The organism is Candidatus Chloroploca mongolica, assembly GCF_004762035.2.
GTDB lineage: Bacteria > Chloroflexota > Chloroflexia > Chloroflexales > Chloroflexaceae > Chloroploca > Chloroploca mongolica.
In genome coordinates, this window is record NZ_SIJK02000089.1 from 1 (window position 1) to 14,062 (window position 14,062).

The 14,062-nt window shown below is 58.3% G+C and carries 8 protein-coding genes; 3 read left to right on the forward strand and 5 right to left on the reverse strand.

Annotation, left to right across the window (positions count from 1 at the left end):
• Positions 1 to 443 precede the first annotated feature (443 nt).
• Entirely contained in the window at positions 444 to 1,766 is a 1,323-nt protein-coding gene (asnS, locus tag EYB53_RS23665) for an asparagine--tRNA ligase (protein WP_135481777.1), read from the reverse strand.
• 216 nt (positions 1,767 to 1,982) lie between these two features.
• On the opposite strand from asnS, the gene EYB53_RS23670 reads away from it, so the two are divergent.
• The gene (locus EYB53_RS23670; RefSeq protein ID WP_167857578.1) at positions 1,983 to 2,879 is read left to right on the forward strand and encodes an SGNH/GDSL hydrolase family protein; all 897 of its coding nucleotides are present in this window, start codon (positions 1,983 to 1,985) and stop codon (positions 2,877 to 2,879) included.
• Between the two features lie 72 nt (positions 2,880 to 2,951).
• Here the strand turns inward: EYB53_RS23670 and dnaK are convergent, their stop codons facing one another.
• The 3 genes from dnaK to EYB53_RS23685 all read right to left on the reverse strand — a co-directional run bounded on the left by dnaK (position 2,952) and on the right by EYB53_RS23685 (position 7,087).
• Positions 2,952 to 4,841, reverse strand: a complete 1,890-nt coding sequence (gene dnaK, locus EYB53_RS23675; protein WP_135481781.1) for a molecular chaperone DnaK — start codon at positions 4,839 to 4,841, stop codon at positions 2,952 to 2,954.
• A gap of 111 nt (positions 4,842 to 4,952) precedes the next feature.
• Positions 4,953 to 5,744 (reverse strand): TrmH family RNA methyltransferase, encoded by a 792-nt coding sequence (locus EYB53_RS23680; RefSeq protein WP_216863704.1) that lies wholly within the window; start codon positions 5,742 to 5,744, stop codon positions 4,953 to 4,955.
• Positions 5,741 to 7,087, reverse strand: coding sequence for an FAD-dependent oxidoreductase (locus tag EYB53_RS23685; RefSeq protein WP_371879154.1), 1,347 nt, complete (start codon positions 7,085 to 7,087; stop codon positions 5,741 to 5,743). The genes EYB53_RS23680 and EYB53_RS23685 overlap by 4 nt, the downstream gene beginning before the upstream one ends.
• Before the next feature lie 213 nt (positions 7,088 to 7,300).
• On the opposite strand from EYB53_RS23685, the gene EYB53_RS23690 reads away from it, so the two are divergent.
• Entirely contained in the window at positions 7,301 to 12,214 is a 4,914-nt protein-coding gene (locus EYB53_RS23690; RefSeq protein WP_135481785.1) for a DUF11 domain-containing protein, read from the forward strand.
• Between the two features lie 120 nt (positions 12,215 to 12,334).
• Positions 12,335 to 12,889, forward strand: coding sequence for a GNAT family N-acetyltransferase (locus EYB53_RS23695; RefSeq protein ID WP_135481787.1), 555 nt, complete (start codon positions 12,335 to 12,337; stop codon positions 12,887 to 12,889).
• Positions 12,890 to 12,949: 60 nt separating this feature from the next.
• On the opposite strand, the gene EYB53_RS23700 is transcribed toward EYB53_RS23695, so the two are convergent.
• Positions 12,950 to 13,837 carry a dihydrodipicolinate synthase family protein gene (locus EYB53_RS23700; RefSeq protein ID WP_135481789.1) on the reverse strand — a complete coding sequence of 296 codons (888 nt, stop codon included), beginning with the start codon at positions 13,835 to 13,837 and terminating at the stop codon, positions 12,950 to 12,952.
• Positions 13,838 to 14,062 lie beyond the last annotated feature (225 nt).

Consider the following 14,062-nt stretch of genomic DNA (forward strand, 5'->3'; position numbering starts at 1 on the left):
TGCGCCCCTGCGCCTTTGCGTCAAAATCTCTGCGCCCCTGCGCCTTTGCGTCAAACCCTCTGCGCCTTTGCGCTCCTGAGCAACAAAACCTCATGGTCGGAGCGCAACGCCTCCGTTGTCATTCCGAACGAAGCCGCAGGCGCAGTGAGGAATCTTCACGGATTTGCATGGAAGACCCCTCACGTTCGTTCGGGGTGACATGGGCGGGCCGGTGCACCAAACTGGTTGCTCACGGCGCCACTGGCGCGCGGGCCATCGCTCCAGCGACTCGAGCTGCATCATCAAATACCGCATGGGGCGCGACGCAAACGACAGCGGGGAGGATTGACGCAAAGGATTTGACGCAAAGACGCAAAGACGCAAAGAATCGTAATATAAAAAATCTCTGCACCCTTGCGCCTTTGCGTCAAAATCTCTGCGTCTTTGGCGTCAAAAAACAGCCGTTACGGGTAAATCCGGTACAGCATCCGCGGGAACGGGATCGTCTCGCGGATATGGCGCGTGCCGGTGATCCAGGCGACGGCGCGCTCAATGCCCATGCCAAAGCCACTATGCGGCACGGTGCCATAGCGACGCAGATCGAGGTACCAGCGATAATCGGCCACATCTAACCCATGCTCATTGATCCGCCGTTCCAGCAGATCAGGATCATGAATGCGTTGCGAACCGCCGATAATCTCGCCATAGCCTTCCGGGGCCAGCAGGTCAGCACAAAGCGCCACCTCGGGCCGCGCTGGATCAGGTTCCATATAAAAGGCCTTGATCGCCGCCGGATAACGCTCGACAAAGACCGGTCGATCAAACTGTGAAGCGATCAACTGCTCGTGGGGCGCCCCAAAATCCTCGCCCCAGGGCACCGGCGTTGCCCCTTCGACCTCGCCCTGATGCGCGTTGATCAACTCCAACGCATCGTCGTAGCTGATCCGTGGGAAGGGCGGCACACACCGTTTCAGCACCGTCGTATCGCGCTCGAGCACATCAAGATCCGCCGCACGCCGTTCGAGTACTCGCTGCACAATCGCACTCACAAACTGCTCTTGCAGCACCAGATTATCCTCGTGATCGGCAAACGCCACCTCAGGCTCGATCATCCAGAACTCGGTCAGGTGGCGGCGCGTCTTGCTCTTTTCGGCACGGAAGGTCGGGCCAAAACAGTAGACCTTGCCAAACGCCATCATGCCGGCTTCCACATAGAGCTGCCCGGTCTGCGCGAGATAGGCCTTGCCAAGATCAAAATAGTCGGTCGCAAAGAGATTGCTCGTACCCTCAGCCGCCGTCGCGGTGAGAATCGGCGAGTCAAACCGAATAAAGCCCTGCTCATTGAGCCACTCTTGCGCCGCGGCAATCACCTCAGCGCGAACGCGCAGCAACGCATGCTGGCGAGCCGAACGAACCCAGAGGTGGCGGTGTTCCATCAGAAACTCGACGCCATGTTCCTTGGGACTAATCGGATAGTCCACACTCGGGCCAACTAGTTCCAGTTCATGCACATCAAGCTCAAAGCCGCCAGGCGCACGCTCGTCAGCACGCACACTCCCCGTCACCCGACAGGCCGCCTCTTGCCCAAGTTGCTGGGCCAACGCAAACGTCGTTTCGCTCACCTGCTTCTTGAAAATCACACACTGGATTGTCCCACTCCCATCACGCAGCAACAGAAAGACCAGCTTGCCCTTCCCGGTCTTATGGTAGACCCAACCCGCCAGCGTGACCGTCTCTCCGACATACCCGGCAATCCTGGCAACGGTGGTAGTTGGCTGCAACGACATATAGCATACTCCTGATCTACATCAACCGACATTCGTCTGCCAGTATGCCACGAGAAAAGGGGACTGGCAAATGTGAGAGCTATGCCCTCCACCTCCCAGCAATTTTTCCTATGACGACACAAAAAGCCAGCAATGGTGGCTTTTTGTGTCGTCATAGGAAAAATCTCCGCTATACTAGAAGCAACAATCAATCACATTCAACAGAAAGGCCGTGTCATGATGCGCAGTCTACGTCGAGGGTTGCTGATTCTGATGCTCATTGCCCTGATGCCGCTCTTTGTGCTGCCAACCAAGGCGGCCAATCAGTTGCCACCGGGTAACGTCGGCCCTGGCGATGTCTACCTCGCCCTGGGCGATTCGCTCGCCACGGGAAACGAGGTCGCAGCCAATGACGACGGTCTCCCCGGCTATCCTGATCTCTTGTTTGCCACGCTGCGCCAGATCAACCCCGCCATAACCTTCACGAATCTCGGGGTTGGCAGTGGCGAAACAAGTAGCTCCTTTATCGTGACCGAGATCGTGACCGAGACCAGTCAACTCGATCGCGCCGTCGCCTTCATCACCACCGAACGCGTTGCCGGTCGCGTGGTGAGCCCGGTGACGCTGAGCATCGGCGGCAATGATGCGGCTGCCGTGGTGCAACCAGGCAGCACGACGAATGTTGAGCAAGCGCGGATCCTCTTTCGCGCCAATCTGAGCAAAATTCTCGATGATCTCGTAGCCGCGCTCACCGTCGAAGGGCAGCGCACCGGCGATCTGCTGATCATGAACTACTACAATCCGTATCCGGGCTTGTACGATCTGCCTGCCTACCAACCATTTCTACCGGCGAATCCCGATGTCGAACTGCCCCGTTTCAATGCCATCATTGAAGAAGAGGCCGCCGCACGCGGCATTGTTGTGGTTGATATCTTTACCCCTTTCCAGGGACGTGAAGCCGAACTGATCTTTGTGACCCGCCCGTATCCGGCGTTGCCCCCTTTCAACCCGACTGACCTGGAACGCCTCTTCGACTTTCACCCCCGCGAGGCGGGCCACCGCGTCATCGCCGACCAGTTCTTCCTGACCAGCGGCTATCGCCTCAAAGCCTTCCTGCCGCTCGTTGCCCAGTGACATTGTCTCGGCATAACACAAACGAGGGGCGAGCGCCCCTCGTTTGTGTTATGCCGAGACGGTTAGTTCTGTCTAACGCCCTTCGTCAACGGTGTACTCACCCTCGACGACCCCATCGTCATTCTTCTTGCCCTGGGCCCCGGGCTGCCCCTGAGCGGCACCTTCGCTGTAGGCATTCTGCGACAACTGGAAGATCGCTGGCTGCAATTCGTTCATCAGACTCTGCATCCGCTCACGATCCTCCTGGGCGATCGCATCACGCAGATCCTTGATCATACCCTCGATCCGCCCACGCTCAATCGTATCAACCTTGTCGCCAAGATCGGCCAGGGTCTTTTCGCCCTGATACGCAAGGGTGTCGGCCTGGTTCTTGAGTTCAACCATTTCACGACGAGCCTTATCTTCAGCGGCATGGACTTCAGCCTCACGCACCATGCGCTCGACGTCGTCCTTGCCCAGATTCGTGCTGGCCGTGATCGTAATGCGCTGCTCCTTGCTCGTCGCTTTGTCTTTGGCACTGACATTCAGAATGCCGTTGGCATCAATATCGAATGTCACCTCGATCTGCGGAATACCACGCGGCGCCGGCGGAATGCCTTCAAGCCGGAAGCGCCCGAGCGTCATGTTGTCGCTCGCCATCTGGCGTTCGCCCTGGAGAATGTGGATATCCACTGCCGTCTGACCATCTGATGCCGTCGAGAAGACCTCGGTCTTCTGCGTCGGAATGGTCATGTTGCGCTCGATCAGATGCGTCATCACGCCACCAAGTGTTTCCACCCCAAGCGAGAGCGGCGTTACGTCAAGCAACACAACGCCCTTGACATCGCCACCAAGCACACCACCCTGGATCGCAGCCCCAACGGCGACCACTTCGTCAGGATTGACCGACTTGTTCGGCTCTTTGCCGATCATCTTCCGCACAATCTCTTGCACCACTGGCATACGGGTTGAACCACCAACCAGCACGACCTCGTCAATCTGCGAAGGCTGCATCCCGGCATCCTTCATCGCTTGCGTCACCGGACCACGCAGCCGGTCGGTCAACGCACTGGTCAACTGCTCGAAGCGCGCCCGGCTCAGTTTCATCGCAAGGTGCTTGGGGCCACTCGCATCAGCCGTAATGAACGGCAGGTTGATCTCGGTTTCACTGACGCTCGACAACTCCATCTTGGCCTTCTCAGCCGCCTCTTTGAGCCGCTGCAACGCCTGGCGATCTTTGCTCAGATCAATGCCCTGGTCTTTGCGGAACTCGTCAATGATCCAGTCGACCACCGCCGCATCATAGTCGTCACCACCAAGGTGCGTATCGCCACTGGTGGACTTCACTTCAACGATGCCATCACCAACTTCCAGAATCGAGACGTCGAACGTGCCACCACCAAGGTCAAAAACCAGAATGGTCTCGTCCTTCTTCTTGTCAAGCCCATACGCGAGCGCGGCTGCCGTCGGCTCATTGATGATCCGCAAGACTTCGAGGCCGGCAATCTTGCCCGCATCCTTGGTCGCTTGGCGCTGACTATCGTTGAAGTAGGCCGGTACCGTGATCACCGCCTGGGTGACAGGCTCACCAAGATACGCCTCGGCATCAGCTTTGAGCTTCTGCAAGACCATCGCCGAAATCTCTTGCGGCGCATAATCCTTGCTCGTCTGGGGCACATGGATGCGTACATCGGCACGTGGGCCCTTGGTCACCTTGTACGAGATCATCTCGCGCTCGGTGGTCGTCTCATCAAAATCACGTCCAATCAGACGCTTGACTGAATACAGTGTATTTTCAGGATTGATCGTCGCCTGACGCTTGGCTGTCTGCCCAACCAGGCGCTCGCCATTCTTGGCAAAGGCCACGACCGACGGTGTGGTGCGGTTGCCCTCGGCATTCGGGATCACCACGGCATCGCCGCCTTCCATCACCGCAACACATGAATTGGTCGTGCCCAGATCAATACCAACAATCTTGCCCATATCTCTCTATCTCCTCTCCTAAATGGATTGCGCTTTCTCTACGTTCTAGTGTACCTGTTTTTTGCATGTCCTACGCTAATGTGGCGTTAGAGGAGTGTTAATATTTGCCGCTTATGACGCAAGCTCGTACAGCAAAATACCCGCAGCGACCGCCAGATTGAGCGAGTCGCTGCGTCCTCGCATCGGGATCGCCACCATCAGATCACAGAGTGCTTGCTGTTCGGCGCTGAGCCCTTGGCGCTCACTGCCCATCAAGAGCACCAGCGGCGTCGGGTAGGCCGCCTGGCGAAAATCGGTCGCCGCCTGGTCACTACTACCAACCATCGTGACACCAGTGGCCCGCTTCCACGCCGCCAGTTCGGCCCATGACGTGCGTACAAGCGGCACCGCAAAGGCCGCCCCCATGCTCGCCCGCAGCGCCGCCGGATCATACGGATCAGCCGCTGGCTCAACAATGATCACGCCGCTCGCCCCGACGCCATCAACCGTGCGAATGATCGTGCCTAGGTTGCCAGGATCGGCTGGTTCTATCAACGCGATCCATCGCGGCGCTTGATCCAGTTGTACCTCGGCGAGGTCGAGCCAGCGCTGGCGTACCACCGCCGCCAGGCCCTGTGGCCCGTCTTTCGCCGACAGACTCGCAAACACCTCAGCCGAGACCTCGATCACCTCGGTGCCCTGCTGGCGTAAGGTTGCCACAAGATCGTGCGCAAACGCACTGGTCAGCAACGCCGGGGCCACCACGAGTTGCACCAACTCAGCCCCGGCCTCGGCAGCCTCGGTCACCAGGCGAATCCCTTCGACAAAACAGAGCCCACTCGCCACCCGGGCTTTGCGCTGGCGCAACGAGCGGATCATCTTGATCGTTGCATTCGCAGGACTGGTAATTATCACGTGTCTCATGCCATTCCACTCGACAGGCGCAGGATCTGCTCGGCACACTTCTCGCCCGAAATCATGGCCGCATTGAGGCTACTCGCTTCGGTGAATTCGGCAGCAAAGAAGAGCCCCGGTCGCCCGGTGGCATTGTCGGGTAGCGTGGGATGGATACCGGGTGGCTGGGCAAACTGGCTGTATGGAATGCGATAGAGCCGCAACGGGCGATAGGTACGCAGCGCTGTCACCGCCTCGTGGTTGCCTACCAACATCCGTTGCAGATCGGCAAGTGAGCGCGCAAACAGTTCGTCGTCATCAAAGGGAGGCACGCCCAGGATCGAGACACTCAGCAGGTGCGCCCCCGGGGGCGCATAACTCGGCGCTACATTGCTCAGTTGCACGGCATTGTTAACGAATGCGTCGGGTTCACTATGCAGCAATAATTTTTTGTCGGGTACCACCGGCGCATCGCCCGCAAAATAGAGCGTCACCGTACCGACGTGCGCCGCAGGCATCGGCAAGCCCGTGAGCCGTGCCGCCTCGGGGGCGGGCGTGGCTACCACCACCGCATCAGACGCAAAACGGCTCCCATCAGCCAACATCGCCCCGGTCACCTGCGGCCCATCAGTCATCAACGCATCCACCTGCGTCTTGAGCCGAATCGTCCCTGCCGAACGCAACTCGGCAGCCAGTTGCTGACTCAGGGCCCCCATCCCGCGGGCAGGCACAACCGTCTGCCCATCACTGAGCATCTTGAAATTAAAGCGGAAACAGCGCGCACTCGTATGCAGCGATCGATCCAGAAAAATTCCACCATAAAAAGGCCGAAAAAAGCGATCAATCGCCGCTTGACTAAAGCCTTTCTGCTGCAGATAGGTCTCGGTTGGCTGATCAGGGGCAGCAATGAGTTCGTCAACCGTCGTCTGGCGCATTTCGAGAGCGAGTGCCAGGGTGCGCAGTTTGTCATCTGGTCGAATCACACTCGTCAGCGCCGCCCCAAGCAACGCCCACGGATCACGATCCCGCAACGGATCAGTCAACACCGCCCGCCGCCCACCCTCGCACACCAGCGCCCCTGGATCGAACGCACACAAGCCCAGGGCACGGTAATCAAACTGGCGCTGCGCCGCCGGGTATGCCGTAAAGAGCACCTGAAACCCCCGGTCGAGCATAAAACCATCGTGATAATCTGAGCGCACACGACCACCAACATCATCGCTCGCTTCCAGCACCGTCACCCGTTTGCCCGCACGCAATAGCGTACGTGCGCAGGTCAGCCCGGCAAGACCCGCGCCAATAATCAGGATATGCTCTGGCATAGGAATATCCTCAATAAAACAACATAAACAGACTGTTATCAGTAGTACCACCCAAGGGTATTGTACAATCGCTCCTCTTCACATACAATAGGGGGAGAGTGGAGTACCATATCGTAACGGTACCAGAGTACCAGGCAGAGCAACGTAAGGCCGAAGCATTGGCAGCGTCAATCCTTCGGCCCAGGTCGTTACCGTGCGACTAATGCAGCTCGATATTAGGGCAGGCAACTTTCGGCAGCAAATTGCAAGCTTCAAGGGGGATGTATGCACCACCGTGCGCCAGTGATGTCCAGGATGCGCTTTCGTTACCTGTGGCTCTTCTTTATCCTGACGACGAGTCTCGTCTTTATTACGGCCTCACTTGGTCGCACCAGTGTTGCCAGCGCCAGGGATACGACCGATCCCTCAGGCTCGTCCGTTCAGGCACTAGCCAACCAGCCTATCACCCCTGCTCAGATCACCGAGGGCTATCGTCCCTATATCGAGTGGCATGCCAACGGCGTAACCGCTGAGATCCCCCGTCAGTCGACCTTCAAGGCGTTTGTGCGTGCCGGTGAACAAATTTTCATCGGCTCAAGTGCTATGAACCGGGCTCCCTCCGGTGATGTGATTATTCGTGCCCCTAATGGCAGCACCCCTGATACGTGCAATGCGCGTGCTACCGGCAATGAGCTCTATGGTCGCATCGTCAATCGTGCTCAAGAGGTTGTCGGTGCCTTGCCAGCCACTGGTGGTTATCAACCCTGTATCATCACACCCGCCGAAACGACAGCGACTGGTGATGGCATCTGGGAATTTGATTTCATCAGCCCCAGCCCGACTGCTAATCTTGATACTAATCCAGCGCCTATCCGCATTACTGAAGAATGGGCGAACACTGACCTCGCCAACCACTGGATTGCGGCGTGGGATATCAGCGTGCGCGATGGCACCAATGCTGCCATTGAACGCACTGGTCGCGTCTTTGCCAATTACCTTGCGCTCAATATGGGTAGCAATGCCAGCCTTTTTGGTGCGCCTGATGATATTGGCCTCTACAAGCAGTTCTACATCCTGACAGTTGATGGTCAGGGCTATGAGGTAGATCTCAATGGCATTGACCCCTTTGGTTTCATCTTCTTTGCCAACGCCAAAGGCATTGTTGATAACGAGGGCGAGTCGATCTATCGTTCCCTTCAGTTGACTGGCGCTAACCTTGCTCAGCCGCCTCCCCCTGGCTATGGCTTTCACAAGCCGGAAGACCCCGATAATCTGGCGCAACGCAATGTAACCCACAAGATCTTCTTTGATCTGACCGGCCCCGACCCCGACATGCCAGCCACGGCACGAACGCCCGATGGCGAAACCTGGTTGCTCCGTGGTAGTCAGACGCTTGCCCCTCTCCCCCAGAATCTGACCTTTGTCGGTGAAGAAGGCACGCCAGGCCAGGCCGGGACGAATCCGCTTGGTGGCACCTTCTCATTTGATGCGCCTGCTGATGTTACCTACGAGATTGTGATTGATACCAATCGCAATAATCGTTTTGATGATCCCGAAGACCGGATCCTTTCTGGCCTCACGACCGCGCCTCGTACCAGTGTCTTCTGGGACGGCCTTGATCAACTGGGCGAGCGCGTTGAAGCCGGAAGCGTGCCCTTCCGTGCGCAGGCGCGTCTCTCTTCAGGTGAAATTCACTTCCCCTTCATTGATGCCGAAAGCAATCCCAATGGGATGATTATCGAGCGTGTGCGCCCCACCCCACAGCCCGATGATCCCGATCCCTTCACAATCTATTACAATGATGTCTATAACTACACCGGTACCGGTGACTATGATTTCTCGCCGTGCGCTTTAGTAGGCGACACCCCTCCCCCCCCCGCTTCGGCTGGCATTTCTGATCCTACCTGTTACGGACGCTCGCTTAGCCCGCTGGAGCGCAATGCACTAGGTGGTGTTTCCAGTGCGGCCGGTGCCCACGCATGGGATTCATCTGCCGAGCCGCAGTTTGGCTTTGGTGATCGCCGTATCATTGATACCTGGACCTTCTTCCCTTCGGCGTTTGTCCAACTGGTTGGTGGTGTCGTGCTCGCCGAGGCCGATCTTTCGATCGCAAAGAGCCACGAGCCGGCTGTGCTCTATTCAGGTGGGCCGATTACCTATACGGTGACCGTGCGCAATCCGGGGCCAAGCCCGTCGCTTGGCACACCCGTGCGCGATGAAGTGCCGCCCGAGATTACCAATGTCAGTTGGACATGTGCGCTGATTGCTGGAACCGGGGCATGTGGGCAGGCCTCCGGCAGCGGCAATGTGCTCAGTACGACCGTTGATCTACAACCCAATAGTGCGATCAGTTTCACGCTGCGCGGCACGATTGATCCTGCCTTTACTGGCACGCTGACGAATACGGCGATCATTACCCGTACCGCTGATACGACTGACCCTGACCTTGAGAATAATCGGGCGACCGATGTGATCCAGGTGAATGCGCCAGCCGATCTCTCGCTGAGCAAGGTGGTCAACAATACCCGCCCCAACGTCGGCGAGGTCATCACCTATACGATCACGCTCACCAATGCTGGCCCGAGCAACGCTACCGGCGTCACTGTCTCCGAGCCGCTGACAACCGAATTGACCTTTGTCAGTGCCACCACCAGTGTCGGCACCTACGACCCCGCGACGGGCATCTGGGACGTCGGCAGCATCGCCGCCAACACCACCGAAACACTCACCATCGCCGCCCGCATCAATGCCTATAACCCGACCATCACCAATATCGCCCAGGTGCAAACCGCGGATCAACCCGATCCCAACAGCACCCCCGGCAACAACATCCCTGGCGAAGATGACCAGTCCAGCCAGGTGGTGCGGCCACCCGTCGCCGACCTCGAACTCGCCAAAACCGTCAGTGCGCCTCGGGTGAATGTCGGTGACAGCGCCACCTTCACCATTACGCTCTTCAACCGTGGCCCCGATCCCGCGACCGGTGTGACGGTGCGTGAAGAACTGCCCGCTGGCCTGGAGTTTGTCCGTGCCAACCCCAGCCGGGGCAGCTACAGCAATACCACCAGCATCTGGACCATCGGTAATCTCGCCGTCAGCGAAACGGTCACACTCGCCCTCGACGTGATTGTCCGTGCGACCGGCCCACAAACCAATACCGCCCAGGTCGACACCTCCGATCAGCACGATCCCGACAGCACCCCAGGCAACAACATCCCGACCGAAGATGACCAGGACTCGGCCACCATCAACGGTGACGAGGCCGATCTCTCGCTGAGCAAGGTGGTCAACAATACCCGCCCCAACGTCGGTGAGGTTATCACCTATACGATCACGCTCACCAACGCCGGCCCGAGCGACGCCACCGGCGTCACCGTCTCCGAGCCGCTGACAACCGAACTGACCTTTGTCAGGGCCACCGCCAGTGTCGGTACCTACGACCCCGTGACGGGCATCTGGGACGTCGGCAGCATCGCCGCCAACACCACCGAAACGCTCACCATCGCCGCCCGCATCAATGCCTATAGCCCGACCATCACCAACATCGCCCAGGTGCAAGAATCGGATCAACCCGATCCCGACAGCACCCCCGGCAACAACATCCCTGGCGAAGATGACCAGTCCAGCCAGGTGGTGCGGCCACCCGTCGCCGACCTCGAACTCGCCAAAACCGTCAGTGCGCCTCGGGTGAATGTCGGTGACAGCGCCACCTTCACCATTACGCTCTTCAACCGTGGCCCCGATCCCGCGACCGGTGTGACGGTGCGTGAAGAACTGCCCGCTGGCCTGGAGTTTGTCCGTGCCAACCCCAGCCGGGGCAGCTACAGCAATACCACCAGCATCTGGACCATCGGTAATCTCGCCGTCAGCGAAACGGTCACACTCGCCCTCGACGTGATTGTCCGTGCGACCGGCACGCAAACCAATACCGCCGAGGTCGACACTTCCGATCAGCACGACCCCGACAGCACCCCAGGCAACAACGACCCGAACGAAGACGACCAGGACTCGGCCACCATTACCGGTGACGAGGCCGATCTCTCGCTGAGCAAGGTGGTCAACACTACCCGCCCCAACGTCGGTGACGTCATCACCTATACCATCACACTCACCAACGCTGGCCCGAGCACCGCCACCGGCGTCACTGTCTCCGAGCCCCTGGCCCCTGAATTGACCTTTGTCCGTGCAACCGCCAGTGTTGGTACCTATGACGACGGTTCCGGCATCTGGACTGTCGGCACCATCGCCGCCAACACGACCGAAACGCTCACCATCGCCGCCCGCATCGATCGTTACAGCCCGACCATCACCAACACAGCCCAGGTGCAAACCTCCGATCAGCCCGATCCCGACAGCACCCCGGGCAACAACAACCCTGGCGAAGACGACCAGTCCAGCCAGGTGGTGCGGCCGCTGGTGATTGACCTGGAACTGGCCCATTCCGTTGCCATCCTCAACGGGGAAGAGCGGACGGCACGCCTCGTCATTGATCTGCTCAACCGTGAGCAGTGCAATGCAGAACCGTGTACCACCGCAACGCAGGTGCAGGTACAGCATCGCATCCCGCAGGATCTGCTGCGCTATGTGACCTACAGCACCGGCCAGGGAACCTATAGCTACGAACCAGCAACCGGCATTGGTACCTGGGATGTCGGAACCCTGCCCGCCGGTGGTGCCGTGCAGATCTTTGTGGATGTCGAAATTACTGCCGGTGATGCTGAAGAGATCGTCAGCGTTGCCGAAGTCTGGCGCGCTATCGAGTTCGATATTGACAGCACACCTGCCAATAACATCCTCGCCGAAGATGACCAGGAAGAGGTACGCTTCAGCTTCTTGACCCCGATCACCCTCAAGAGCTTTACGGCAGCGCGTACCAGCGCTGGCGTGGAGGTCGCTTGGGAAACCGGTATGGAACTGGACACACGAGGGTTCAATCTGTGGCGCAGCAGCGATGGTACGCGCGCCGGGGCCGTCTTGATCACCCCACAGATGATCGCGTCACGAGGCAGCAGCACCGGTGGCGCCGCCTACCAGTTTGTGGATACCACGGCGACAACCGACAATGCCTATGCCTATTGGCTCGTTGAGATCGCCAACAATGGCCTTACCAGTGACTACGGCCCGGTACGCGTCGCTCGCGACCCGTCAAACCTGACCCGCGAGCACTCCGTCTTCTTGCCGCTCATCGTCAGACGCTAAAGCGGGGTTAGGGGCCTACGGCTCCCCCAGATCGTCTGTACGCTGAAAAAAGCCAGCAATGCTGGCTTTTTTCAGCGTACAGACGGGTTTGTAGGGCGTTAGCCCTGAAGTTAATGCACCATGGAAGAAACACCACCAATCCCACTCCTGCTCACCGAACGCCTGCGTCTACGGCCTTTTACCCTCGACGACGCCCCGACCGTGCAGGTGCTCGCCAGTGCCGCTGAAATTGCCGATACGACCCTCAATCTGCCCCATCCCTATCCCGAAGATGGCGCAAAACAATGGATCAGTACGCACGCCGACAAAGCCCGTACATCCAATGAGTTGACCTGGGCTATGTGCGATCTCACGACCGATCAGGTCTATGGCGCCATCAGCCTGATTGTGCGTCCGGCCTATCATCACGCCGAAGTTGGCTACTGGATGGGCTTGCCGTACTGGGGCCAAGGGTACACCACCGAAGCCGCACACGCCGTCCTTGCCTACGGGTTCAACCAGCTTGGCCTCGAACGGATCTTCGCCCGTCATCTAGCCCGTAATCCCGCCTCTGGTCGGGTGATGCAAAAGATTGGGATGCGCTTTGAGGGCTGTCAGCGCAGACACCTCGTCAAAAATGGCCAGTTTGAGGATTGTGTCAATTATGGCATCATCCGCAGCGAGTATGCTGAATAAGACAATAAAAAAGACCTCACAGGCCTGCTCGACCTGTGAGGTCTTGTCTACCTACCTAACTCAACGCATCACATCTTCGTACGCTACCTGCAACGCAGCCTCCTCTTCGCCCGAGAGTGGCATCAGCGGTAAGCGGACACTCGTTCGCGGAAGATCACTTGTCCAGGTCAACGCTGCTTTGAGTGCCGGTGGTGTATTCACTGGATCCAGCAGATTGCGCAACGCCGTCAGGCGTGCCTGAGCGCCCTGCACATCGCCGCCTTCGATGTGGGCATCATAGACTGCCCGCGCCATCCGTGGGAAGGCACTCGAGAGCGCGGTAATCGCACCGGCTGCCCCGCCCGAGAGGGCCAGCGCAATCAGTTTGTCGCTGCCCGTAAAGACGTTCAGTTGTGGGTACCGGTCGATCAAAAGTTTGGAGTTGTCCCAGTTCCCACTGCTATCCTTCAACCCGTAGATCTTTGTCCCGTGACTCTCAAGCAATTGATCAATGATGGGTGGCGTAATAGGAACACCAGTTACCTGCGGAATGTTGTAGAGCATCAGTCGCCCATCCGCGGGCAAGGCATCACAGAGCGCACGATAATATTCGACAATCCCAGCTTCTGTCGGGCCTTTGATATAAAACGGTGGCATCACCAGAACCGCATCAGCCCCTCGATCAAGTGCATAGTTGCTCAAGGCAATCGTTTCGGTCAAGGCCACACAACCCGTACCTGCAATCACCGCAAGCGCACCACGATGATCAAGAATCAGATCGAGCACACGCTCACGTTCCGCTACACTCATCGAGGGACCTTCACCGGTGGTTCCCAGTGCCAAGACTCCGTGCAGGCCACCTGTTTCAAGAAACCGCATATACCCTGGGAGCCATTCGTAATCCACTGGTCCCACTTCACTGATAAATGGGGTCAGCATCGCGCTGATAATGCCTTTGATCGCGGCCATGTGTTTCAACTCCTCACAACAGCGAAGTTCACAACAACGCCCCGGCATTGCCGGGGCGCTGTTGACTGTTTATCAGAGGGCTAGAGCACTTGCGTAGCAACGTACTGGTTTTGTGTCTGAGTAATGCAGCTAATATTCTGGTGCAACTGCGCAAACAAGAGCGGTGCTGTGATGTCGTGCAAGAGCGGTGCGGTGATGTCGTGCAAGAACGGTGCGGCGATGTCG

Bases quoted from the DNA above. Each gene is read 5' to 3' on its own strand.
- asnS (WP_135481777.1), bottom strand. From the start codon at position 1,766: ATGTCGTTGCAGCCAACTACCACCGTTGCCAGGATTGCCGGGTATGTC.
- EYB53_RS23670 (WP_167857578.1), top strand. From the start codon at position 1,983: ATGATGCGCAGTCTACGTCGAGGGTTGCTGATTCTGATGCTCATTGCC.
- dnaK (WP_135481781.1), bottom strand. From the start codon at position 4,841: ATGGGCAAGATTGTTGGTATTGATCTGGGCACGACCAATTCATGTGTT.
- EYB53_RS23680 (WP_216863704.1), bottom strand. From the start codon at position 5,744: ATGAGACACGTGATAATTACCAGTCCTGCGAATGCAACGATCAAGATG.
- EYB53_RS23690 (WP_135481785.1), top strand. From the start codon at position 7,301: ATGCACCACCGTGCGCCAGTGATGTCCAGGATGCGCTTTCGTTACCTG.
- EYB53_RS23695 (WP_135481787.1), top strand. From the start codon at position 12,335: ATGGAAGAAACACCACCAATCCCACTCCTGCTCACCGAACGCCTGCGT.
- EYB53_RS23700 (WP_135481789.1), bottom strand. From the start codon at position 13,837: ATGGCCGCGATCAAAGGCATTATCAGCGCGATGCTGACCCCATTTATC.